This window comes from Rufibacter glacialis, assembly GCF_008271745.1.
In the GTDB taxonomy this organism is placed as follows: Bacteria; Bacteroidota; Bacteroidia; order Cytophagales; family Hymenobacteraceae; genus Nibribacter; species Nibribacter glacialis.
On record NZ_VKKZ01000010.1, the window covers coordinates 905,995 to 930,756 of the forward strand.

Annotated in this window: 19 protein-coding genes; 9 read left to right on the forward strand and 10 right to left on the reverse strand. The window is 54.3% G+C overall.

The window, feature by feature from the left end; all coding sequences use genetic code 11:
• Window positions 1-2: 2 nt before the first annotated feature.
• The 3 genes from FOE74_RS04560 to FOE74_RS04570 all read right to left on the reverse strand — a co-directional run bounded on the left by FOE74_RS04560 (window position 3) and on the right by FOE74_RS04570 (window position 2,208).
• Window positions 3-668 (reverse strand): TetR/AcrR family transcriptional regulator, encoded by a 666-nt coding sequence (locus FOE74_RS04560; RefSeq protein ID WP_149097397.1) that lies wholly within the window; start codon window positions 666-668, stop codon window positions 3-5.
• A gap of 132 nt (window positions 669-800) precedes the next feature.
• Window positions 801-1,655: a glutaminyl-peptide cyclotransferase gene (locus FOE74_RS04565; protein ID WP_225840639.1), complete on the reverse strand. Its 855-nt coding sequence runs from the start codon at window positions 1,653-1,655 to the stop codon at window positions 801-803.
• Between the two features lie 112 nt (window positions 1,656-1,767).
• Entirely contained in the window at window positions 1,768-2,208 is a 441-nt protein-coding gene (locus FOE74_RS04570) for a hypothetical protein (protein ID WP_149097398.1), read from the reverse strand.
• Between the two features lie 576 nt (window positions 2,209-2,784).
• Between FOE74_RS04570 and FOE74_RS04575 the strand changes: the two genes are divergently transcribed.
• The gene (locus tag FOE74_RS04575) at window positions 2,785-4,029 is read left to right on the forward strand and encodes a DEAD/DEAH box helicase (protein ID WP_149097399.1); all 1,245 of its coding nucleotides are present in this window, start codon (window positions 2,785-2,787) and stop codon (window positions 4,027-4,029) included.
• Window positions 4,030-4,846: 817 nt separating this feature from the next.
• Here FOE74_RS04575 and FOE74_RS04580 read toward each other — a convergent pair.
• A complete protein-coding gene (locus FOE74_RS04580) occupies window positions 4,847-6,415 on the reverse strand; it encodes a serine hydrolase (protein WP_149097400.1) in 1,569 nt (522 codons plus the stop codon).
• Window positions 6,416-6,565: 150 nt separating this feature from the next.
• A complete protein-coding gene (locus FOE74_RS04585; RefSeq protein ID WP_149097401.1) occupies window positions 6,566-7,363 on the reverse strand; it encodes a TIR domain-containing protein in 798 nt (265 codons plus the stop codon).
• A 693-nt stretch (window positions 7,364-8,056) separates the two neighbouring features.
• Between FOE74_RS04585 and FOE74_RS21545 the strand changes: the two genes are divergently transcribed.
• The 3 genes from FOE74_RS21545 (at window position 8,057) to FOE74_RS04600 (ending at window position 12,308) form a co-directional block, all read left to right on the forward strand.
• Complete coding sequence (locus FOE74_RS21545; protein ID WP_149097402.1) at window positions 8,057-10,315, forward strand: TonB-dependent receptor; 2,259 nt, start codon at window positions 8,057-8,059, stop codon at window positions 10,313-10,315.
• A gap of 439 nt (window positions 10,316-10,754) precedes the next feature.
• A complete protein-coding gene (locus FOE74_RS04595; protein ID WP_149097403.1) occupies window positions 10,755-11,537 on the forward strand; it encodes an SDR family NAD(P)-dependent oxidoreductase in 783 nt (260 codons plus the stop codon).
• A 129-nt stretch (window positions 11,538-11,666) separates the two neighbouring features.
• Entirely contained in the window at window positions 11,667-12,308 is a 642-nt protein-coding gene (locus FOE74_RS04600; protein WP_149097404.1) for a DsbA family protein, read from the forward strand.
• A 492-nt stretch (window positions 12,309-12,800) separates the two neighbouring features.
• Here FOE74_RS04600 and FOE74_RS04605 read toward each other — a convergent pair whose 3' ends face one another.
• Window positions 12,801-16,040 (reverse strand): glycosyltransferase family 117 protein, encoded by a 3,240-nt coding sequence (locus FOE74_RS04605; RefSeq protein ID WP_225840640.1) that lies wholly within the window; start codon window positions 16,038-16,040, stop codon window positions 12,801-12,803.
• Between the two features lie 131 nt (window positions 16,041-16,171).
• Here FOE74_RS04605 and FOE74_RS04610 point away from each other — a divergent pair, with 131 nt between their 5' ends.
• Window positions 16,172-17,464, forward strand: a complete 1,293-nt coding sequence (locus tag FOE74_RS04610) for a sensor histidine kinase (protein WP_149097405.1) — start codon at window positions 16,172-16,174, stop codon at window positions 17,462-17,464.
• Between the two features lie 21 nt (window positions 17,465-17,485).
• Here the strand turns inward: FOE74_RS04610 and FOE74_RS04615 are convergent, their stop codons facing one another.
• Entirely contained in the window at window positions 17,486-17,797 is a 312-nt protein-coding gene (locus tag FOE74_RS04615; protein WP_149097406.1) for a hypothetical protein, read from the reverse strand.
• Window positions 17,798-17,989: 192 nt separating this feature from the next.
• Between FOE74_RS04615 and FOE74_RS04620 the strand changes: the two genes are divergently transcribed.
• The 4 genes from FOE74_RS04620 to FOE74_RS04635 all read left to right on the forward strand — a co-directional run bounded on the left by FOE74_RS04620 (window position 17,990) and on the right by FOE74_RS04635 (window position 21,912).
• Window positions 17,990-18,469: a hypothetical protein gene (locus FOE74_RS04620; protein WP_149097407.1), complete on the forward strand. Its 480-nt coding sequence runs from the start codon at window positions 17,990-17,992 to the stop codon at window positions 18,467-18,469.
• A gap of 293 nt (window positions 18,470-18,762) precedes the next feature.
• A complete protein-coding gene (locus FOE74_RS04625; RefSeq protein WP_149097408.1) occupies window positions 18,763-19,962 on the forward strand; it encodes an alpha/beta hydrolase family protein in 1,200 nt (399 codons plus the stop codon).
• Window positions 19,963-20,093: 131 nt separating this feature from the next.
• Complete coding sequence (locus tag FOE74_RS04630) at window positions 20,094-21,200, forward strand: DNA alkylation repair protein (protein WP_149097409.1); 1,107 nt, start codon at window positions 20,094-20,096, stop codon at window positions 21,198-21,200.
• 4 nt (window positions 21,201-21,204) lie between these two features.
• Complete coding sequence (locus FOE74_RS04635) at window positions 21,205-21,912, forward strand: response regulator transcription factor (protein WP_149097410.1); 708 nt, start codon at window positions 21,205-21,207, stop codon at window positions 21,910-21,912.
• A gap of 451 nt (window positions 21,913-22,363) precedes the next feature.
• On the opposite strand, the gene FOE74_RS04640 is transcribed toward FOE74_RS04635, so the two are convergent.
• The 3 genes from FOE74_RS04640 to FOE74_RS04650 form a co-directional block, all read right to left on the reverse strand.
• Window positions 22,364-23,329 (reverse strand): hypothetical protein, encoded by a 966-nt coding sequence (locus FOE74_RS04640; protein ID WP_149097411.1) that lies wholly within the window; start codon window positions 23,327-23,329, stop codon window positions 22,364-22,366.
• A 300-nt stretch (window positions 23,330-23,629) separates the two neighbouring features.
• On the reverse strand, window positions 23,630-24,019 hold the full coding sequence (locus FOE74_RS04645; RefSeq protein WP_149097412.1) for a cupin domain-containing protein: 390 nt from the start codon (window positions 24,017-24,019) through the stop codon (window positions 23,630-23,632).
• Between the two features lie 37 nt (window positions 24,020-24,056).
• Window positions 24,057-24,548, reverse strand: a complete 492-nt coding sequence (locus tag FOE74_RS04650) for a hypothetical protein (RefSeq protein WP_188686248.1) — start codon at window positions 24,546-24,548, stop codon at window positions 24,057-24,059.
• Between the last annotated feature and the right edge of the window lie 214 nt (window positions 24,549-24,762).

The following is a 24,762-nucleotide window of genomic DNA, read 5'->3' on the forward strand; positions in this document are numbered from 1 at the left end:
GGTTATTTAGACTGGTAAAGGAATTTGGCCAGATCCACGAAAGAGTCCAGAGCGGTTCTTCCTATCAGATCAAACGCGAGGGTGACGGTCTTCTCAATGGCCACATCGGTCTTCTCAAAGGACACCGAGGTGTCTTTAAGCCAGAACTGAAAGAGGAACAGCGTTTTAAGCCACAAAGCGTCGTCATACTTGTCAGAGATATATTTGCGGTCTACGATCTCGCCTTCGGCTTTGCCTTCCTGGATGAGGCCTTTGGCAAACTCCTTGAATTTCTCCCGGAAGCTTCTTACCTCCTGGGGCGTGATCTTATGCAGGTTGGGGTGTCCCTCATACAGGGCCAGCAGGTAGCTTCGGTGTTTCTTGAGCACTTCCACCCAGGTGTAATAAAAGGACAGGAGCTTCTCTTTGGCAGAGTAGGACTGGTAGACTTCCTGGGCGTGCATCATGGCGAAGGTCTCGTCAAAGATCTGGTCCCATACGTCGCTTTTCACGCCTTGGAACGAGGTGAAATAGCGGTAGAACTCCTCTTCTGAAATTCCCAGGTCTTGGGCGAACTTAAACACGGAGGCGGGGGGGCGACCGGTCTGCAGCACGTGCTCTACAAAGGCCTGAACTATTCTTTTTCTGGTGTCACCAGGTTGGCCAGCATTGAAATCTGTGTTTTCCATCTTCTTCGGCTTGTCTACCTAAGAAACAAACAGAAGCGCAGAGAGGTTTAGGTTTATGTGAATAAATCCTGGTTTATGGAGAGGGAAAACAAGGGAGAGACACATGGTGCGTGCCGCGTTTTCAGGAAGGGTTTAGTGGGGGAATTTAATCTCATACAGGTGGGGCCACAGTTTGCCGGTCACATAGATTTTATCAGTGGCGTCGTCATAGGCAATGCCGTTTAGTTCCAGGGCGCGGGGCTGCTTGGCTTTGGCATCTTTTTTCAGGGAGGAGAGGTCTAGCTTGGCCACCACTTTGCCAGTGGCCGGGTCAATCTTGACAATGGTGTTGGTGGTGTAGACGTTGGCATACAGGTAGCCATTGATGTACTCCAACTCATTGAGGTTCTCCAAAGCATTCGTTCCTTCGGTGACCGCCAGGTATTTTTCTGCTTTAAAGGTGGTGGGGTTCAGGTAGGTCAGCCGGTTGGTGCCGTCGCTCATGATCAGGTGGGTGCCATCAGTGGTCATACCCCAGCCTTCCTTGCTGGGGAAAGTGAACTGCCCCGTTTTCTTGAAGCTGGGCAAATCATACACGAAACCGGCGTTGGTCAGGTAAGTGAGCTGGTACATCTTGCCGTGTAGCACCGCAATGCCTTCGCCGAAATACGTTTGCCGGTCCAGTTCTGCTTTCACTTCTAGGGTGCCGGTTTCCAGGTTCACGACCCCTATCATAGAACGGGAATGCGGCAGGTACTCGGGGGAGCCGGTGCTTTCATACAGATGGCCCTCATGCACCAGCAAGCCTTGGGTAAAAACGGTGGTGTCATGCGGATAGGCCTTTACCACACTGTAATTCAAGAGAGGAACGGCCGGGTGATTCGCGCTGCTTTTGCTGCTTCCGAAGAGGGGAGCGGGCTTCTTATGATCATTGGCGCACCCTACCAGCAGCAGGAAGCAGAGCAGGAGCGTAGGGCAGGTAAGCTGGAAGGTAAAAGTCAGGGTCAAGGCTGGGTGGTGATTAAGTCACTTCTAGGTGCTAAACCGAGGAACAGAAGGCCGTCTAAAAGCCCCGTGTTTCCTGCTGCCTGGGCTTGAGAGACCTGGCGTATGCGCAATATTAGCGCTTTATCTGACGGTGAGAAAACTTCAGCTGGTTTGTTTTCTCCGGTTGCTGGCTGTTTCTGTCTAAGGCCAGAATGGCCGCGAAAACGGCTAACACCAGGGTGATAGGGGTGAAGATGAGTTTCTCAAGATAGCTGTTGGAAAAGAAATTGCCTACCGTGTTCAGTAGAAACACCACCACCATCACCCAAAGGGCGGCGGTCAAGATTCTGGGCGAGAACTTCCATTTGATATAACCGGTCACCAGTAAAGAGATTAGCAGGAACAACAGGTTCAGGGCCAGTACGGTGGTTTCCACGCCATACATTTCCTCCTGGGTGGTGATGCGCCCACCGCCCACTATGGTAAACGGGATTACCGAGCATAGCACGAGCACATGGAACACAACAGACAAGGCAAAGAGGAGGATCAAGCCATGGGAGGCGATTTTTTTCATAGGGTAGATAGTTGTTTTGGCGGCGGTTTAGGGAAAGTGGCCCCAAAATACTAAACTTAACAGGAAAAGCAATACTGCTAATGCACAGTGACTTAAGTAGTATTTTTCTGACAAATGAACCCGTTAGTAAATACCTTCCTCAGCTGTGTTTCCTGGCCCTTTTTGGAGGAAAGGGTGTTTTCTGGAAAGAGGGAAGCCCTTTTAGCGCAATTCCTCCTGGCGGTTGGGGATGGGTGGGTTTTGCCATTTGTAGGCCGAGTAGACTTTTCGGGTTGAGGTGTTTCCAGGAGGACATGCCTTGGTGTCCCCAAAGTCTTTGGAGAGGAATGAGGCGCAGGGAGGTTTCGGGTTTTCAGGCCGTTTTTGGAGAAAGGGTGCCAAAACCGGCTCCGCCTACAACCTTAGTGGGCACCTACCTATAAAAGAGTGTATTGTTCCTCAAATTAGGGGCGGGCGAAGGGGCTATTCGGTAAAAGCCAGAAAGAAATCGCACCTTTGCAAACTGTTTCTGCTTGTGCTACTCGTACAAAGGAGAAATGGATTATCACCTCGGCCCCGGCCGAAACACCGCTGACCATGAAATTCGAAGATTACCATATCAACCCCGCCATCAAGAAAAGCCTGGAGAAACTGGGCTTCAAGAAACCCACTGATATCCAATTCAAAGCCATTCCGCCTATCCTGAAAGGGGAAGATGTGCTGGCTATCGCGCAGACGGGAACGGGCAAGACGGCGGCTTTTGCCATTCCGGTGCTGCACATGTTGCATGAACGCAAGCAGTACGCCCGCCAGGACGGCATCAAATGCCTGGTGATGGTGCCCACCCGCGAACTGGCCATCCAGATCACCGAGGTGTTCCAGACCCTGGGCAAGCACACCCGCGTTAATACCTTGACGGTGTACGGCGGGGTAGAGCAAGCGCCCCAGATCTCCAAGCTGGAAGACGGCGTGGATATTTTGGTGGCCACCCCCGGTCGTATGTTCGACCTGGTGAGCCAAGGCCACATTAGGCTGGAACGCGTAGAGGTCCTGATCCTGGACGAGGCCGACCACATGCTGGACCTGGGCTTCATCAAAGACATCCGGGACGTGCTGCGCCACCTGCCCCGCAAGCGGCAGACCCTGTTTTTCTCGGCCACCATTAATGAGTACATCAAAGACTTGGCGTATTCACTGGTGACCAAGCCCATCCGCATCCAGATTTCGCCTAAAGACCCGGTTTCCAAGAACGTGGACCACTCGGTGGCCTACATTGGCATGGACGACAAGCGGTTCTTCCTGGAGCGCGTGATCAAGGAGAACGAAGGCAGCAAGATCCTGGTGTTCGTACGCACCAAGGTGCGGGCGGAACGGGTGCACGCCGCCATGGAGCGCGTAGAGATCAAAGCAGACACCCTGCACGGCGACAAAGACCAGAAAGACCGCCTCACTGCCCTGAACCGCTTCAAGAAAGGCGAGGTGAAAGTTCTGATCGCTACGGATGTGAGTTCCCGGGGTATTGACATCCCCAGCGTGGAGTACGTGGTGAACTATGACTTACCAGATGTGCCGGAAAACTACGTGCACCGCGTAGGCCGTACCGGCCGCGGAACCCAGAAAGGAAAGTCCGTGTCGTTCTGCAGCCCCGAAGAGAAACCGATCCTGGACGAGATTGAGAAATACCTGGGCAAGCCCATCAAAGTGCTGGACATTGAAAAGCAGGACTACACCGCCACCATTGACTTCTCCGCTGAGGTAAAACCTGACCTGAAGTCTCTGATGAAGGAAATCCATGACTTTGAGGAAGCCACTAAGAAAAAGAAGAAGCCCAAGAAAAAATAGCTTTTAAAAACTGCAGCGGTGCGCCGTTTAGGACCTGTTATAGAAGAAACAGGCCCTAAACGGCGCACCGCTTTTTTATGGGCAGGCAATCATGTTTCTGACTATTTATGGGCCTTCAACCCTTTCCTCACCAACCCTTCCTTCTACTGAGTTTCTATGAATGCTCTTTCTGGTTTCCTTCAAGTTCTGGTTTCCATTAAGCCCCACCTACTCTAGCAAAGGAACATTAGGCAAGGTCGCTTTCCCCTTTAAAGGCAAGCCTGATCCATCCCCTAAAAACCTGGTTCAAGTTTTCAACTTGGACCTACCATAGCCGGAAGTTTGCAACTTCCGTGAGGCGAAAGCCTCAAATTGCCTTTTGCTGACTTTCCTGCCACTACTAGACAACGCACGCATCCCGTCCCCTTTTGAAGGGGGAAGGGGGATGATTTCTCGTGCTGATCATCGCGTTCCCGAGGATCACGCTTCAACTATGGCGCGGATTTACTCCTGCAGATCAGGCATTCCCGAGAATCGTTATGCCTTACTTCTAGGAGGTTAGCTGGTTCTTCAGAGGCCTTTGTCATCCTAGGCCTTCAAAGGGGGACAAAAGAAGTACCTGATGCAGAGGTGGGAGAAGCTTTTGGAAGTTAATCGGGCATTGAAGCGTCTTCTGTTAACAGCCCGTTTTAAGAGAAACAGGCTGTAAACAGGTAGAGACCAGCAGGAATTACCTTTAACAGGAAGTTGCCGGGCCAACCTTCAAAGAAGGTGCCTCAAAGCTTCCTCCATTTTGCGGCTGTTTTGCAGAAAAGAGCGCTAAACAGCCTCTTGTCCCCTACAATCCTTGTTTAGCATCTGGTAGTCTGGTGAAGTTCAGGTCTTGGAAGTCGTAGCTGAAATCAGTGAGCGGGGAGATGGGCTTCATGGTCATGCCGGTGGCGCGGCCTTCGGTGTCCAGGGCGAAGTTCACGAAGGCATCAGCGTCCATGCTGCGTTCTTTCCATTTCACCACGAAGCTGGTGCCTTTGTAGGCGAACATCTGACCAGAAAGCTTGGGCGACCGTTTGGCTTCAAACCAGAGCAAGCCGTTCTTCCGGGAAATCACCACCTCGCCTAGCCAAGGGTCGCGGTAAGTGCCCAGGTAAGCGCTGTAGTCAGGGTTCTTTTTCTGCTGCTTCTGCACGGTGGCCACGTGTTTCCAGATGGCATCGGTGACGTTTCCGGCCTTGGCCAGGGATTCTTGGCGCGTTTTGGCGTACTGAGCCACGCGGTCGGTGCCGGTGAGCTGCAGGTAGCCGTCTTTGATCTGGTCGGTGATGGCCCGGAACGCGCCGCCTTCCTGCTGGTTCGTCAGGACAATGATGCCCAGGTTCAGCTCCGGGATCATGGTGATCTGGGTCACCATGCCTTCCAAGCCGCCGGTGTGGTGCAGCTGCTTGTAGCCTTTCACATCGGTGATGTGGAAGCCCAGGCCATAGGCGGCGAATTGGGTGTTGTACGGGCCCGGACTGCGCACCGGCACCAGTGTTTGGGGCGTCCAGAGTTCTTTACTCACCGCCTCTGAGAACAGCCGCTGACCGTTGCCGTATTGGCCGCGGTTGAGCTGCAGCAGTACCCATTTGTTCAGATCTGCTACGCTGGCGTAGATGCTGGCCGCGGCGTGGTCTACCTCGGAGCGGTGGCGCTGGATCACGCGCACCTTGCCGTCTACCACCGCGTGGCCGTCTATTACGTTGCCTAGGTCTTTCAGCCGCTCATACGTGGCCGCTGACTCGGTCATGCCCAGGGGTTGCAGAATACGCTCTTCCACAAAGGCATCCCAGCTTTTTCCGCTCACGCGGGCCACCACCTCACCGGCCACAATGTAGAGGTTGTTGTCATAGTCATACTTGCTTCGGAAAGACGAGGTAGGCTTGAGGTGGCGCAGGTTGTAGATGATGTCTTTGAGCGTGAAGTTGTTGGAATCCGGCCAAAGCATTAAGTCGCCGGCCCCCAAGCCCAGACCGCTGCGGTGGGTGAGCAGATCCCGGATGGTGAATTCCTCGGTCACGTAAGGGTTGTACAGCTTGAACTCGGGTATATAGTCCTGCACCTTGTCGTCCCAGTTCAGTTTACCGGCATCTACCAGCAGCCCCAGCGCCGTGGCGGTAAAGGCCTTGGTGTTAGAGGCAATCCCGAAGCGCGTGTGGGCATCGGTTTTCTCCCCGCTGTTCAACGACCGTACCCCATACCCCTGGGCGTGCACTACTTTCCCGTCTTTCACCACGCCCACCGAAATACCCGGCACTTTGAACGCCTGCATGGTGCGCTGCGCCAATTCGTCTATTTGCGAGCTGGTGAGCCCTTGGCTAAAGCCGAAGGGGATGGTAGTTAGGAGGAAGAGGGTGAGGAGGAGGGGTTTCATTGAAGGCAGTAATGGTGAATGAATTAGCTAATTTTGAGAAGGCTTGCTGTAAAAGCGACTTCTTTGTATACTTTACATAAAGTTTTTAATTACAACTGTATTTTATCTTATTAAATTTTTCCCTTTCGGTACTAATTGTAGGAAAGAGTTTTATTTGAATTCTCTTTTTATGGTTGAGAGCACATCTCCGAATGTTTCTCGAATTTTGCCTTTACTAAATCGTATTTGTTGGATCCCGTATAAGTTCGAGAATTCTTCAGTTCCCTCTTCTAAGAGCACAATTGCTCGGCTGAAACCTAGCTTTCCTTGGAAAAGACCAGTTTCATGAATTACGTTTGGTCTTGCCGTTATTTTTCCATCCACCATTTCATCTTCTCCTGTCATTACTAATATTGCAAATGATGATTTTGCTAACATATCATCTAGAATATCCCTAATTGTATGACCTGCTCTCGCTCCGGTTTCATAAGCTATTACTGAAAGACCATGTTTATCTGTTAAATGGTCTTTTAAATCCCTCCACTGAAAGTTTCTTCCATGCCCAATAAAAATTTTTGGTCCATCTTCTTTTTTTATTTCTGGTTCTGGTAATCTATATTCCTTCCAATCTTTATCTATAACAAAAAAAACTTCTTCGATCTCTGCTCTTGATGGGGCTTCAATTGCTAAATAGGTAATATTTTCTGGAGTAGAAGAGAATATCAATTGGTATTTGACTTTGTCATTGAATTTGGTTTTAAAAAATTCTGCTCTATAATAGTCCTTTGAGAAATCTGAAAAAAATTCAGAATCATTATCATAAGTCCAAGTCTCATCTCCAAAATCAATAGTTTTCTCATTGTTTTTAATTTCTAAATCATCTGGAGTTAATTCAAGCCATTTTTCATAAATATTTTTTATTTTAGCAGATGATAATTTTATTCTGTTATATACTTTTTTCTTTCTCATAATATATTATATTAAATATTTAATAACATAAGATCTTAGTTGTTATTAAGTGATAATAGTGAAGTTTTTACATTATCAGCGTAAAATGCTTATTAATTTTTACACCAAGACTGGTCTTTTTAAGTAATTAAAAACAGCTATGTGGACTTTAGTGATCGAATATAATGTATAAATTTAAATTATATAAATTTCTATGCCCGTTTTATTCTTATTTTTTAAATACATCTAAAAGCAAAAAACTGTCTCCTAATTTACCGGTTCCTTTTACAAATGCTGGTAAGAAACCATACCTTATAGAATTTTCTGGTAAGTATATTTATACGAAGAGAAAAAGCTTGTCCTGTTAGCCTCAATGAGGCTAACACTCTAATTAGAATTTGTCTTGTTGCCGCCTCACCTATCCAGATAACCTAGTAAACTCAAAACATCTAATTTACTAACTCCTACTAGAATGGCTGAAGGTTAAATCTCTACCTTTCCCACCACAGCCCTGCCACTCAAATGACCTTGTAGCATTTCAAGTCCCGCAGTCGTCTCTTCATTACTCCAACTCCCGCCTTCATCCCATCCTTCCAAGCCTTCTTACCCTCTAGGGTTGAGGTTGATAAACAATGTCTAAACAAATAAGTTGACAAGCCGTATTTTAATTTTAGATTCACCTAAATTTAATTCTCAGGCTTTTCAACTTCAGATATGCGGCATCAACTACTTCTCTTATTCACCTGTTTTATTTCCCTCACCGCCACTGCCCAGCAGACTGTGGTTACCGGAGCGGTGGAAGACGCGCAGACCCGGGAGCCGCTGGGGTTCTGCAACATCAGTGTGCTGAACACCACCATCGGCACCATGACCGATGAGAAGGGCAGGTTCAAGCTTTCCTTGGCTCCCGATTATGCCAATGCCCGGTTGGTGGTCTCTTTTTTGGGGTATCAGAACGACACCCTGCCGCTGAAAGCCGGGAAAACCCAATACCAGGTGAACCTGAAACCTTCGGCCGGAAAGCTGAATGAAGTAGTGGTCACGGGCACCATGAAAGAGATGAGCCGCCTGGAAAGCCCGGTGCCGGTGGAGGTCTATACGCCCGGCTTTTTCCGGAAGAACCCCACGCCCAGTTTGTTTGAGGCGGTGGGGCTGGTGAACGGCGTGCGGCCGCAACTCAACTGCAACGTCTGCAATACCGGCGACATCCACATCAATGGCATGGAGGGCGCCTACACCATGATCCTGATTGACGGCATGCCCATAGTGAGTAGCCTGTCCACGGTGTACGGCCTAAACGGCATCCCCAACAGCCTGGTAGAGCGGCTAGAGGTGGTCAAAGGCCCGGCGGGCGCGCTGTACGGGTCAGAGGCCATGGGCGGCATCATCAACGTGATCACCAAAAGCCCGCTCAAAGCGCCGCGGGTGAGCGTAGACGTGTTCGGCACCTCCTGGCGGGAATACAACACAGATGCCTCGGTGAAATTCAAAGTGGGGGAGGCCACCAGTTTACTGGGCGTGAACTACTTCCGGTACCAGAACCCCGAAGACAAAAATGAAGACGGTTTCACCGATGTGACCTTACAGCAACGCATCTCGCTGTTCAACAAATGGGACTTCGCCCGAGCCGAAAACCGCCAGGCCAGCATGGCCGTGCGGTACGTGTATGAAGACCGCTGGGGCGGTCAGATGGGCTGGACCAGACAACACCGCGGCGGGCAGGAACTCTACGGCGAGAGCATCTACACCAAACGCTGGGAAGTCCTGGGTTTGTACCAGTTGCCAGTCCGGGAGAAAGTGATGGCGCAGGTTTCTTTCAACGGGCACCACCAGAACTCGTTCTACGGCAGCACGCCTTTCCACGCAAACCAGCGGGTGGCCTTTGGGCAACTCTACTGGGACAAACAACTAGGCCTCCGGCACAGCCTGCTGGCCGGGGCCGCCCTGCGGTACACCCACTATGACGACAATACCCCTGCCACGGCTACCGGGAATGCTTCCATACCCCAGAACCAGCCCATGGTCACCCCGCTGCCCGGCGTTTTTGTGCAGGATGAGTGGACCCTCACCGAGAAACACAAACTGCTGCTGGGCTACCGGTATGACTATGACCGGCGGCACGGCCACATCCAGTCGCCGCGGGTGGCCTACAAATGGGCGCCAGACCCCAAACATACCCTGAGGGCCAGTTTCGGGACAGGATACCGGGTGGTCAGCCTCTTCACCGAAGACCATGCCGCTCTCACCGGCGCCCGCGAGGTAGTGATTGCCGAGGCCCTGCAACCCGAGGAATCCATCAACAGCAACCTGAACTACGTGTTCCAGGTGCCCGCCCAGCACTACCTGCTCACCCTGGATTTGACCGGCTTCTATTCCCGCTTCAGCAACAAGATTATAGGCGACTTTGACACTGATCCGCAGAAGATCATCTATGACAACCTTCGGGGCCATGCTGTGTCCAGGGGCGCTACCCTCAACCTGGAGCTTTCTTTTTACAACCCGCTCAAACTCATGGCCGGCGTCACGTACCTGAAGGTGTACCAGAAAGAGGCGGATGCCGAAGGCCAGCTGCAGAAGACGGTGCAACTGCATGCCCCAGAGTGGGCGGGCAACTTCCTGGCCAGCTATACCTTCCATAGAAACTATACGGTAGACCTCACCGGTACCTGGAGCGGCCCCATGCGCCTTCCCGTGGTGCCCCATGATTTCCGGCCCGAATACTCGCCCTGGTTCAGCCTGGTGAACGTGCAGGTTACCAAGAAGGTGGGCCGCACCTGGGACCTGTATGGCGGGGTGAAGAACCTGCTCAACTTCGTGCCCCAAAATCCCATCCTGCGCTCCTTTGATCCCTTTGACCGCACCGCAGATGATCCTGTCACCAATCCCCACGGCTACACCTTTGACCCCAGTTACAACTACGCCCCCTTGCAAGGCACCCGGGTATTCCTGGGAGTCCGCTACACGCTGTTGTAACCGTTTGTTCTCAGGGAGAATAGGTGTTTAAGGCGTGTTTTCAGTGAAATCCACTCTAAACTCAACGCTTTTGGGGAAAAGCCGGGATAACCAGGCAGAGTGGGGCGGGCTCCCAGCGGCACTACGTTTTGCCGGTCGCGGACAGCAGTGGGGCCGTGAGAATGCAGGTGAATTTCCTCAAAACACCACCTCCTCAGCTATAAGGTCTCGCTTCCACCTGGGGTTATTCCTAGGTTCGGGGCCTTGCGCCAGGGATAGGTTTTCCGCTATGGGGTGCTTTTCCCTGTGTTGAGAAGGCCAGCGTTCTGTTTTTAAGGCGCCCCAGCAGAAAAGGTAGCCATGTTTGGTTCCTGGTAAGTAAATTTACGGGAGGAAAAAGTACATTGTCCAACCTTCTCCTGCCATTCCCCGAATACCCAGGCACTACTATCCAGACCAGATGCAGAATTACTATACCTCCAAGATTGTCTTGATTACGGGCGGCGCCCAGGGCATTGGCCTTGGGTTGGCCCAGGCGTTCGCACTGGAAAAGGCCTATGTCGTCATCACTGACCTTGATTGGGAGGCGGGGGCCGAAGCCATGGCCTGGCTACGGAAACAGAACCTGGCGGTGGAATTCATGCCTTGTGACGTGAGCAAGGAAGAACAGGTGCAACAACTCATGAACAAGGTGAGGCAGCAGCATGGCCGGCTAGACGTGCTCATCAACAATGCGGGCATTGCTAACCCGGCCCGTAAGCCGCTGGCTTCTCTGCCCGTAGAGGAGTTTGACCAGGTGATCACGGTGAACCTGCGGGGACCGCTCCTGTGCGCGAAGTACGCCCTGCCACTCCTGGAGAAAGGAACCCACCCCACCATTTTGAACATCACCTCTACCCGGGCCTTCATGTCTGAGCCCAACACTTTTGGGTACACCGCCGCCAAAGGCGGGCTGGAAGCCCTTACCCATGCACTGGCCGTGAGTCTGGCTCCTCAGCAGATCAGGGTGAACGCCATCAGCCCCGGCTGGATTGAGACCGGCCCCTGGCAGAAAGAAAGCCGGAAGGTGGCGCCGCAGCACAGTCCGCAAGACCAGGAACAGCACCCGGTAGGGCGGGTAGGCACCCCCGAAGACATTGCCGAAGCCGCTCTTTTCCTTTGTTCAGACAAAGCCGGGTTTATCACGGGCCAAAGCCTCACCATTGACGGCGGCATGACCGTGAAAATGATGTACCATGAATAACCCTTCGGTTTCACCCTTATTTTTGCAGAACTGACCTGAAATTACCCTGGTTGGCTTTCTTCAGCCCCCTGGGGAGGAACCCTTCCGGTTGGGGAGGAGTAAAAGAAAGAGAACCATTGCCCCTAGCCTATGTCCTTGCTGCCCGGAAATCCGCTGTTGTTGTACGTCACAGACCCCATGTGTGCCTGGTGTTACGGGTTTACGCCCGTGATCAGAAGGTTGAACGCACTCTGGTTTGGGCGGCTCACGGTGCAGGTGCTGGTAGGAGGCCTCAACCCCTACGCCCATGATCCTTTGTCTGCGCCAGAGAGAGATAAACTGGCGGTGAATTGGCACAGGTCGCAGCGGAAATCATTGTTGCCCTTTGATTACAGCTTCTTTTTGCAAAAAGACGCCCAATATGACACTGAGCCCGCTTGCCGGGCCTTGCTCACCGTGCGCCACCTGAGGCCTGGTCTTAGTCTGGAGGTGCTGCGGGCCCTGCACTCGGCCTTTTTCGCCGATGGCCTGGACCTTTCCAATACCCGCGTATTGGTAGAGGTGCTGCGGCCCTTCGGGATACCGGAGAACCTGTTCCTGGCCGTTTTTGAGACCGATGAGATCTACCGCCAAACCCAGGAAGAGTTCCAGCTGGTGGAGCAGATGGGCGTGAGCACCCTGCCCAGCGTGTACCTAGACCATGCCCAGGGCCCCCGCCTCATATCGCGCGGGTTCTGCGAACTCCCTGAACTGGAAGAACGCCTGCTCCAGGCCTTGCAGATCCCTTATTAGAGATGGAATGATTGAGTGATTGAGAGAATGAATGAGTGAGAGATGAAGTGAATGGGTGATTGAGTGAGGGGAGAAGGTTAGGTTTAGAGATTGGGAAATATGAAGATTGGGAGTTTCCCTTCTGACGATTGGTGCTAACTTTTACTACCGTGACCTATCAAGGCATTCAATGCCGTTCAGTGCCATTATTGGTGTTCTCACCAACAACCAAGACCACGTCTCCCAGGGAAAAGGCTAACCTGCTATAGCACAGACCATACCCGCTCTATTTATAGCCTATTTTCTGTAAAAAGCATGGGAAGCGCGGTGGTGAGTGATAACACCAACAACGGGACCTAAGAGAGCGGCTTCGGCCGAAACTCTAAAATGGGTTTACCACAAACCTCTCTTAATTCCAGCATTTCCTCCATTACTCACTCACTCCTTCATCACTCACTCAATCTCTCAATCATTCCATCTCTCATTCTCTCAATCATTCAATCTCTCAATCATTCACTCCTTCAATCTCTCATAATGCCGTAAAAACAGCGTCTCTACTTCCTTCGCCTCTGGTAGGTTGGCTTCCTGGGCCGCCCTTGCCAGGTTTTGCAAGCCGTACAGGTTTAGTTGCCGTTCCCGTTCAAAATAGGCTGGCTGTGACTGGTAGTAAGTGAAATGGGTGGAGAAACGATGAGCCAGCAGTTGCACCAGCGCCTGGGCCTCTTTAAGTAGGCCCGCCTGCGCCAGGGGCAACACCAAATCTGCGCTTTCATAGGTATGCGGTACCCCGGCATCTGGCAGGAAGGTAAGGCAGGCGGTCAACACGTGGCTGGCTTGGTCTCCGTCACCGGCTTGCAGATGGGCCATGGCCAAGGCGGCAAAGTTGCGACGGTAGGCGGGCACCACCTGCGTCACGAAGTTTTCCTCAAAAAGGCGGTCTGCCCGGTCCAGGCCCCGGTAGTTGAACGCACGGAGCAAGTTTTCCTGGGTACGGCCGCGGTCTACGTAGGGGCCAGCCGCCGGGGCAGGGTTTCGGGCGGGAACAAGGCGCAGGGCCATGCCTTCCAGTTGCAGGTACGGCTCCAAACCAAGCTCCGCCGTTTCAGATCCGGTGCTGGAGAAATAGATAGGCCGTTGCCACTGGTTGGCGGCTATCACATCTAGCAGGAACAGGTGTTTTTTCTCCAGCGCCTCGGCCTGCAGTTCCCACGCCATTGCTGGTGCTACCTGGTCAGCACGCTCCTCTGACACCGTACCGTTTTGCAGCACCGCGTTCCGGTCTACCGGCAGACTCAGGTGTTTGGTGGGTAAGACGTTCAAGGTGCGGCCATCCTGGGTCTGGACCTGGAGCGCGGGGTGCTGCTGGGCCAGGAGGTGCAGGTACTGGCGCAAATCCATGCCGGATTGCTGCACGCTGGGGTTGGGCATGAACGGAAGGTAGTTGTTCGTGCTGAAGGCATACTGCGCCAGGGGCAGGAAACCTGGCAACGGGGCCGAGGCATTGGGCTGTCGGCGCGCCTGCTCCAGGTACCAATCGGTGTTGAGGTAGGTCATGACCAGCACGCGCACATCGGTCCTAAAGCCTTCCACTTCCTGGGCATACCACAGCGGGAAGGTGTCATTGTCGCCGTTGGTGAACAGGATGGCGTTGGGGGCCACGGAGCTCAGCAGGTTCTTCGCCGAGTCAAGGGCGTGGAAGCGGCGGGACCGGTCGTGGTCATCATAGCCTTCGGCCAGGAGCAGGGCGGGCACCGTGAGCGCCAATACCATGGCTCCCGCCGCCGCCCAAAGTTCGTTTTTCAAGAAACGGCGCAGAAACTCCCCCAAGGCCAGCACGCCCAACCCTAGCCAGATGCTGAAGGCGTAATACGAACCGGCGAAGGTGTAGTCGCGCTCGCGGGGTTCTACGGGAGGCTGGTTCAGGTACAGCACAATGGCCACGCCCGCGAAAATGAACAGCAACAGCACTACCCAGGCATCCGCAGATTTCCGCCGGAATTGAAAAAACAGCCCTAAAACGCCCAAGAGCAGCGGCAACAGGAAAAACTGGTTCCGGGCTTTGCTTTGGGCAAGAGGGGCGGGAACATCTGTTTTCTTCTCCCACGGCCACAAGACCCCGGCATGCAGCCCATCGCCCTGGCGCCCAATGAAATTCCACCCGAAGTACCGCCAATACATGTGGTTCAGTTGGTAGTGCCACAGAAAGCGCAGGTTCTGGCCCCAGGTGGGCTTCTGGCCCGGTTGCACGTCTACCCAATTCTGGTAGGCCCGCAGGTGCACGGGTTGGTCGGAGTACAGGCGGGGGAGCAGGGTCTTGTCCTGGGCTGCGTAAATGGCTTCGTATTTGGTGTCTACTACGGCGTATCTACCGTTCTGCGGGGCATAAACCGCCGCGCCTTTCTCTATCTGCTGCGCCTGCGAGTGGAATTGCGGTCCATAAAGCAGGGGCCGGCTGCCGTACTGTTCCCGCTTGAGGTAACTCACAAAAGACAGCAGGTTCTCGGGGTTGTTCTCGTCAATGGGCGGGTTGTACCCCGACCGGATGGGCACCATAAGGTAAGCCGAATACCCTACCAGCACCAGCACGAAGGCCACCAACGCGTTGTGCCATACCACCCGGCCCGTTCTCTTGGCCCAGCGTAAGCCGTAGACTATGCCCGCCGTGAGCACGAGCAAAAAGAGGACCGCGCCGCTGCCGTACGGTACCCCAAAGGTGTTGACGAAGAATACTTCCCAGCTTCCCGCCACCGAGGGCAGGCCGGTGATCACGCCTTCCATGATGGCCAGCACCAAAAAGCCGCCTAGGAGCAACGTTCCCACAACCCCTTGCCAGGAGGGTTTGCACTTCCGGAGGTACACCAGCAGGGCAAGGGCGGGCAGCGCCACCAGGTTAAGCAAATGCACGCCAATGGAAAGCCCCACCAGGTACGCCACCAGCAGGAGCCAGCGGTCAGCTTCGGGCGTGTGAGCCTCGGCCTGCCATCTGAGCGCAGCCCAGACCACCGCCGCCGTAAAGAATGAAGACAGCGCATAGACTTCGGCCTCTACCGCACTAAACCAGAACGAATCTGTAAACGCGAAGGCCGAGGCGCCCACCGCGCCGCTGCCCAGAATCAAGAGCCGTTGGGTTAAAGCCGGACCTTGAGCGGGCAAGGGCAGCAACCGCTGGGCCAGCAGTGTGATGCTCCAGAACAGAAACAAGACGGTGCCCGCGCTGCTCACCGCGGAGAAGAAATTCATCCACCAGGCTACCTTGGTCGTGTCGCCCAGGCTCAGCAGCGTGAACAACCGGCCCATGAGCAGGAACAGCGGCGCGCCCGGCGGGTGCGGCACCTGCAGCTTGTAGGCGGCGGCAATAAATTCACCGGTGTCCCAGAAACTGGTGGAAGGTTCCAGGGTAAGCACGTACACCCCCAGGGCCAGGAATCCGGTGAGCCACCCCAAGGCTATGTTCCAGCGGGAGAAAGTGCGCCAAAGCGGAGGTTGGGTTGGCGTTTGGGGGCTATTTTTCCGGAAAATGCCAAAAAACGGCAGCACCAGACCCAGCACCACCAGCAAAGGCCCCAGCGTGAGGCCCAGTAACCCGTAGCCCTGCGGGGAAGGATCAGAAGCCATGCAGACAAACCCCACGGCTACGGTAGCCATGTCCCCCAAAAGCGGAAGGAACTGCCGTTTCTTGAACAGGAAAACAGGGGCCTGGGCAGGGGAGGCCGCCAGAGGCCCGGAAGTGGGAGGCAAGGTTTTCAAACTCATGGGGAAGGCGTTTTGGTGTGCCCTGCAAACATACTGGCCCCTGCCATGCCCCTAGGTTAACGGATTGTAAAAAGATGTTAACGACATGTTAATGAGCTGAAGGGCATGGAGAAAACCCGTACTTTAGAGCCATGAGCCGTCAAAAGATCCAAGTTATCCTGGTACTGGCCTGCGGAGCGCTGGTGGCCCTGCTGAGCGTGCAACTGGTGTGGCTGCAAAAAGCCTACAATGCCCAGGAGCGCGCCTTCAATCATAGCGTACAGATTGCGCTCACCAGCGTGTCTGACCAGTTGCTGGCCCAAACCGGAAAGCCCCAGCTCACCCCAGCCAAACCGATCCAGCAGGTGGCCTCCAACTTCTTTCTGGCCGAACTCAATGCGCCCGTGGACCCGGCCCAGGCTAGCCAGCTGTTGCGGCAGGAACTGGCCAAACGGCAGTTACAGGAGCGTTATGAGTTCGGGTTGTACAACAGCCTGGATGACACGCTCATGTTTGGGCAATACATCGCGGCCCCGCAGCAGGCGGCCAACCCGGCGCCGGAGCAGATCATCCGGCATGAGAGGGCAGGGGCGGTGCCGCTGTATAACCTGGCGGTGGTGTTTCCGGGCAAGACCGCCTTTATTCTGAGAGAGATGGAGTTCTGGTGGTACTCTACCGGTGCGCTGCTGGTGGTGGTGCTGTTCTTTACCTATACCCTGGTGCAGATCCTGCGCGAGAAACGGCTCACAGAACTCAAAACCGATTTCATCAACAACCTCACCCACGAGCTGCAGACGCCCATCACCAACATAGGGCTGGCCAGCGATGTGCTCCGGAAACGAGCCGAAACCCTTTCCCCGGACCGCCTCACCCGCTACCATGACCTGATCTACGCGGAGAACGAGCGGCTGCGCGCCCAGGTGGAACGCGTCCTGCAGATGGCCACCCTGGAGAACCGGGACCTGGCCCTCAGGAAAGAAACCGTAGACCTGCACGCCCTGTTGCAGGAGACGGGCCAGAACCTTCAACCGCGTTTGCAGGAACGGGCCGGCCACCTGCGGTTAAACTTGCAGGCCACCAACCCGCTGGTGCACGCCGATGGGCTGCACGTGGCCAACGCCCTGTACAGCCTGCTGGACAATGCCGAGAAGTACTCCACCCAGGCCCCTGAGATTGACGTGAGCACCCAGGACACCGAGCAAGGGATCCAGATCAGTATCCGGGACCGGGGCATCGGCATCCGGCAGGAATGCCAGAAGTTCCTGTTTGATAAGTTTTACCGCGTGCCCAACGGCAACGTGCATAACGTGAGAGGCTTCGGGCTGGGACTGAGTTACGTGAAGACCATCATGGAGGCCCACCACGGGCAGGTGACGGTAGAGAGCACCGAGCAGCAGGGCACCTGTTTCCGGTTGGTGCTGCCGGTGGCAAAGGGAGCGTTTTAGTCCCGTTTTCAAGGAAGGAGGCTATTTTCGTAAGGCTTTCTGAATCTTGGCGGAGACTTTGCCTAATTCTTGGGGACCATGTTCTGGGAAATAGTCAATGGCGCAGATGGATTTGCGCAGATCCAGGCGGCGGGCGTAATGCAGGGCGATGACGTGGTCTTGCTCGTTCACGTAAAACAGCAGGGGCTGGTGTCCCGGCGAAGTGCCCACCTGCTCCAGGCGTTGGCAATGGATCGTCTTTACGTCGGTTAGGTACCCGTCCGTGATCACCTGCACCTCCTGCATGAGGGGCGCCAGGTCCGTCAATAACGTATTCAGCCGGACTATTTTCATCTCCTTGTTTTTAAAGAAGTAAGCTACCTTCTTTTCCAGGTTCTTAAGTGAAGGAATTGTTATGCTTTCGGCCGCTAATGTTATCTTATTGTTACCTGTATAGAGTTAGGGATGAGGTGTTTACCAGGGAAGGGTAGAACAAAATATGGGTGGGCCGGGTATGAGAAATAAGAACCCTAACTACTCAACACCATGGGCAAAAAGGACGGCAAAGACAAGAACACCTCTCCCAAAGAAACGGAGGAGGAAAAAATCTTACGGCAACTGCGCAAGCCGCTGAAGAAAGCGTTGAACCACTTCGGGCCAGAGGCCACCTCAGAAAAAGTACAGGCCCTGCTTCATTCCCTGGTGAAGGACGGGGAATTGAAGGAGGCCAAGGCCAGGATTGAGAAAGAGGCCAAAATAGCGAAGAAGGCCATTGACAAAGAAGCCAAAAAAGCCTTTGCCGCTCTGGCAAATGGGCCATTGCCAAGTCCGGGCTCCCCTCAGGAGAACCAGCCGGAGGCGCCGTCCCAGAAGCCTGTTTCCTCTACCCAGCAGGAGCCTCCTCAGGCCCCGGCCCCAGCAGGTAACCCGGTGCCAGCGGCTGAAGCCTCACCCGCCCGGCCTAAAGCAGGCCGAACCAAAACCGCGCCCCTGCCCCCGACCGGGGAAGCCACCGCCCAAGGCTAGGTAGGCCTGTGTCTTTTCGTGGGCCGTCTGCTTTGATACCCCTACCGGAGGCTTCTCTGCGTGCCTCTCAGGTAAGGGCAGACAGGTTTTGGCCCCATTTTCTAGAAATCACCAGGAAAAGAGAGGGGCTTGGAGAAGACATTCGGGCCGTGAGGGAACGTCATGCTTCTGAAGGAAAGAGGATTTGAGATTCTGATAAATAAAATCATGTTTATTATTGAAAAAGTTAATGATTAGCCTGATCTTTAAGTTAATTGCCAAAATAGGTATGGCAGCAATTTAACGGGAAGGCTATGAAAAAGAACTTACGCGTCTGGCGTTGGGCGGTGCTGACGCTATTTGTATTTACCGGTTGCGATTTCTCAGACGATGATCCGCAACCAGACAAGAACCCCTATTTTGTCTCTGCCACCTCTTTGAATACGGCACCCAAGGCGGCGTTGCAGATTTATGCCACGGCGGCCGGGTTCTCCAACTTCGTCTCTTTCATCAACTATGACGTGGAGTTTTTCCGGATCGTGTACAACACCACCTACAAGGGCAGTCCTATCCAGGCCTCAGGGTTGCTGTGTATCCCCAAGAACACGCCCGCACCCCCTGCCCTCATCAGTGCCCAGCACGGCACTATTTTCGAGGATGATGACGCGCCCTCGGCTTTTCCCGAAGGCTTCTCAGGGTTTGAGTTGTTTGGGGCGGTGGGGTACATCACCGCCATTCCAGATTACATTGGCTATGGGGTCTCAAAAGACATTGTGCACCCGTATTATGATGAGACCCACACGGCCCTGGCGGTAGTGGACATGCTCAAGGCCGTCAGGTTCTACCTGGACCGGGAAAACATTGCCACCAATGACAATCTGTTTCTGGTAGGGTATTCTGAAGGAGGCTATGCCACGCTGGCGGCGCAAAAGGAAATAGAGGCCAACCAGTCGCATGACCTGGACCTCACGGCCGTGGCGGCCGGGGCCGGCGGTTATGACATAACCACCATGCTGAACACCATTGCCACCGTGCCTACCTACGCGGAGCCCTCTTTTCTGCCCCTCATCTTGCATGGCTACAACGTCACCTACGGCTGGAACCGTCCTTACACTGACTTTTTCCAGGCACCCTATGCCGCCAAAATACCCGGGCTGCTGGATGGTACCAAAGACCGGGAAGAAATCAACCGCGAGTTAACCACTTCTATGGCGGCCCTGTTCAACCCTACTTTTTACGCCAACTTAAGGAACCCTTCTGGGGAACTGGTCCTGAAACAGGCCGTGGCCAACAACAGCCTGCTGGACTGGGTACCCCGGGCGCCTACCCGGCTCTACCATGGCACCAATGACGAAGCCGTGTTCTACCAAACCTCGGTGACCACCTACAACCAGTTCAGGGCGGCAGGGGCAACCAACGTGACCTTGATTCCCATACCGGGCGGCATGCACCGCACCAGTATTGAACCCATGTTTCTGGACGCCCTGCCCTGGATTCAGTCTTTGAACAAATAGGCGGAAGGGAAAGGGGAAGCCTGAGGTTTTGAGGTCTGGGAATGGCCCGCGGGGCGATAATTGCGGAAGCGGGTTAGCCTTTTCCGCCTCTTTTCCTGAAATTGGCCCTGAAACCCCAGCTGACTTCCCGCATGCCTACGCCCCTCAAAGACGTGTATTCCTTTTCGTTCTATGACCGCTTCACGCAGGTGCTGCAAACGGTGCTGCCGTCTTTCTCCCCGGAGGAGTTCCTGAGCCACATCTTCGCGGAGGGGTGGGAAAAGAAGGAACTGAAGGAACGTATGCGGCATACGGCCCAGGTGCTGCACCTTTTCCTGCCCTCGGCGTTTGGCCAGGCGGTGCCCGTTCTGCTGCATACCATAGAACGTTTACAGGAAGACAACTTTCCGGTGCAGCACGTGGAGTTCATGTTCCTGCCAGATTACCTTGAAGTCTACGGCCAGCAGGACCTGGACCTCTCGCTGCAGGCCATGGAGGTGATGACCCAGTTCATTAGCTGCGAGTTTGCCATACGGCCGTTCCTGCTCCAATACCCCACGCAGGTGTTGGCGCAGATGCAGGCGTGGTCGCTGCATGAGCACCCGGCAGTGCGGCGTCTGGCCAGCGAAGGCAGCAGGCCCCGGTTGCCGTGGGCGGTGGCCTTGCCCTTCCTGAAGCGGGACCCCGCGCCGCTTTTGCCCATCCTGGAGAACCTCAAGGCAGATCCCTCTGACTTCGTGCGCCGAAGCGTGGCCAATCACCTCAATGACATTTCCAAAGACCACCCCGCGGTGGTGCTGCACTTGCTGACCCAGTGGAAAGGGCAAAACCCGCTCACCCATTGGATCCTGAAACACGGCTGCCGCACCTTGCTCAAGCAAGGGCACCCCGAAGCGCTGCGCTTCTTTGGCTATGAGAGAGACGTACCGCTGGCGCTGCGTGATTTTCAGGTATTGACTTCGCAGGTGCGGGTAGGGCAGGAACTGCGGTTTTCCTTCGTTTTGAAAAATACAAGCGGTTTTCCGCAGAAGGTGCGGCTGGAATACGGGCTGTATTACCAGAAAGCCAACCAATCCCTGGCCCGCAAGGTCTTCAAGATCAGCGAGCGGGAATTTGCCCCCGAAGAGGAAGCCTGTATTATCCGCCGCCAGAGTTTCAAGCCCATTTCTACCCGTACGTTTCATTTGGGCCCCCACCGGGTGTCTGTGATTGTGAACGGGCAGGAAAGGGAAATGGCAGATTTCACCCTCGTCCCGTAGCAATATGGCCCATATCCTGGTGGTAGAAGATGATCCTAATTTGGGTTTCCTGTTGCAGGACAGCCTGGAAAGTGCGGGGTACGCCGTCACCCTTTGCCCCGATGGCGAGGCAGGTTTAATTGCCTTGGCCCAAACCCCCTTCGACCTGTGCGTGCTGGACGTGATGTTGCCCAAACTGGATGGTTTCTCCCTGGCCCAGGAATTACGGCAGAGAAACGCCACGCTTCCTTTCATGTTCCTGACGGCCAAAACCCTGAAAGCCGACCGCCTGCAGGGGTTTGAACTTGGCTGCGATGATTACCTTACCAAGCCTTTCGGGCTGGAGGAACTGGTGTACCGCGTGAAAGCCATCCTGCGCCGCTCGGCCCCCACGGCGGCCGCTGTTCCCTCGGAGCCAAACCACGCCTTGCCGGAGATCATCGCTTTTGGGGCCTCCCAGCTGGATTTCAGAAATCTACAGTTGCAGGTAGGCGGCCGTACCCATACGCTCACCCACCGGGAAGCGGAACTGCTGCGGTTGTTTGCGCAGCACCCGCACCAGTTGCTTCGGCGCGAGGAGATTCTGCAGCGTCTCTGGCAAGATGACGGTTATTTTGTGGGCCGCAGCCTGGACGTGTTCATTTCCCGCCTGCGCAAGTACCTGCAGCCAGATTCTACCCTCAAGATCACCACCGTGCACGGCAGGGGCTATAAACTGGAAGTAGCGGAGTAGCGGTTTAGAGGGTGTTTTGGGAACGGCAGGCGAAAAGCAGGAAGGAAGTTCTCCAGGGAAAAGGAGATGGGAATGGTTGTGATCTGCGGCGGTAAACATCCCCCTTCGCCCCCTTCAAAGGGGGAATATCTGGAAGGTGGGGGAGCAATAGATGGCAATGCGTGAGAGACAAGGCGGTGCCGTTGTCTCTACAGGGTGTTCCAGTCTTTCCCGAGCGCGCCTCGCTTTTGGCCTTAGATAGGCGAGTACTAAGAAAAATAGACAGTTCAGGCCGAAAGGGCAGTGCGAGAGGGGAAGACGGGGCCTCGCGGCCGTGAGCGCACGTAGGGCAGCGATGCAACAGCCCCGCCTAAGGGCCTCGTAAGAACCAGCCACTATGCCAGCCATGGCAAAAGGCATGCACTAGATCTCCTTTATTAAGCCAGTAGAACCTTTCTACAGTTCCTAAACCTCAACTTACCTTCTTCTCTTCTTTCCGCCGTTGGCGTTCCTCTTTTTTCTCCTGCTTCTCCGCTTTCTTCTCCTCCTTTTTGGTTTCTAGGATGTTCTTTACCTGCTGCACCACGTTGACCTCCCCGGTTTTCACGGCATCTAGGTGAATGGTGCCTACAACCTTGCTCTTGGGTTCCAGCACCATAGTGGTAGTCATGTGGTAGGGCCACACCTGGTCGCCGGTGAGTGTTTTAACGGTGGTTTTGACCGGATTCTTTACGTCTGCAACCGCCGGGATATGGATGGGGGTCACGCTGCGGGCCTTGACCAGGTAATCTTTGACGGTGCCACCCACAGAACTCATCTTCCCCGGGAAATTGAGCGTCATCTTCATGTCTTTGATGTAGAAGTCAAAGGCGTTGGGGTTGTCCAGGTTCATGGTCATGACCATCTCCATCTCATCCAGCCCAAAATCAGAGATTTTCAGGTTAGAGACGGTGGCTCCGGGTAAGGCCGGAATAAGAATGTCCAGGTCTTCGTCTATGTCAAACTTCTGCCTCCCAAAGAACGGGACATCGGCGTAAGCCTCAAAGTGGGCCTGTACCTTTTCCCCCTCCTTCACCTGGCGCCGCACCAGTTCCCGGGTGGTGTTGTGGTTCATGGTCATGGGGAACTTGATGGTCTGTTGCTGCTGCTGCGCGTCACGCTCAAAGCTTTTCTGCCCCTGGGCCACCGTGGTGTTGTAGAGTTTGAATTGATACGCTACGCTGTCTACGAAGGTGGAAACCAGCGAGGGTTTCACGTCCATGAGCACCTGCATGGTAGCGGTTTCCTCGCCAATGCGCGTATCGGTGACCCGGATGTTGTCGATTTCCGGGGCCAGAAAGGAGAGTAGCTTCTTGGTTGGCGTGGTGGCAATGATCACCCCTCCAACCACTATCAGTACCAACAGCACCAATAGTATGATCTTTCCTGCTTTTTTCATCTCTTGCTGCTTTTGGTGACTTCTAGCGCCGTGGGAACTGGCTAATGAAGTAACGCTTACCTAAGAGAGGGGTTTGTGAATGCTTGATTTTTAGGTATTTATCTGTCAAAGCTGCGGTTTGTTGGTAGGGCTAGCTACCAAAGGACAGTACTATAAAAAGAATCCCCCTCAGATAGCCTGCCAGGGAGAGCAGGCTTTCTGAGGGGAAGGAAGGGGAGAAGAAGTAAAGCCGTTTCGCACCCGTTTCCCCCGAAAAGAGATTGAAACGAGCTTTACCCTTCTGTTGAGCAAGGGTGGCCTTTACTTGACCAGCACCATTTTAAAGTTGGTGAGCGCCACCAGGGCGTGCGGCACGTGGGCCGGAATCTGAATGACCTGTTCAGCTTTTAGGGTCTGGGCGCTTCCTTCGTCTGGGAGTTGGAAGGATGCTTCTCCTTCCAGCACCACCAGCAACGCCTCCTGGGGCGTGGTATGGCGCTTTAGTTCCTGGCCCTGGGCAAAGGCGAACACAAGGCTATTCTGCCCGGCGCGGTCCAGCACCATCTTGCTCTGGAACCGCTCAGCTGAGTAGGAAACCTGGCTAGCTAGGTCAGGCAATGTCCGCTGCAGCACCGGCTGGGGCGTAGAAGAGGTAACCGGAGTAGAAGATTCTGCCGAAGGTGTTTCTGCTGGAGAAGAAGTAGGTTGCATGGGTCAAAGGGTTAGTGAAAGAGGAACAGGGAAAGGCTCAGGAAACCAGTTCCTGGAGCCGGTGGATCCGCAGCCGTTCGGCGTGCTTTACCTGCACGGTGCTTTTGTGTACCATGCCTGCGGTAAAGAGCAGGAGCCTGAACTTCAGGAATTCAAAGGCCACGTACACAAAATGCAGCACACTGGCCGGCGGAGATTGACCGTCTATGATGGCCACTGCCCTAACGTCCAGGGCGGGCAGCAGCCAGAAGGTTTGCAGCACCAGTAACCCGGCAATAAGGCTCAGCAGGCCCCATTCTTTTATGGTGGCATGGTTGAAAAGCAGACCTAAAACGGCCAGGGCACAGAAGGCAATTTCCACCTTGTTCATAACCCCGAACACCAGGCGGCCAATGCCCAATCCCAGGGCCAGCGTAATGCCCGGCGCCGTGAACTTGATGGGAGCTTCAATAAACGAGATGCCAATGATCAGGCCGGCCCACAGAAACAGGGCAGCCAGCGTGACGAAGGTGAAAGTATGGGAGCGCATGGTATTAAAATAGTTCTGAGTCTTGAGTTCTGAGTCCTGAGTTGGATTAGAGGTTGTTCTGTTTTCGGCAGTTTTTTATAAAAGAAGCCTTAAAAGAGAACTACCTTTCTGCCTGCGTTTTTAAAGCCTAACTCCTGCAAACTCAGGACTCAAGACTCAGAACTCAGGACTAAAAAAGGACTAACCGCCGCCGCCGCCTCCACCAACCTGTTGA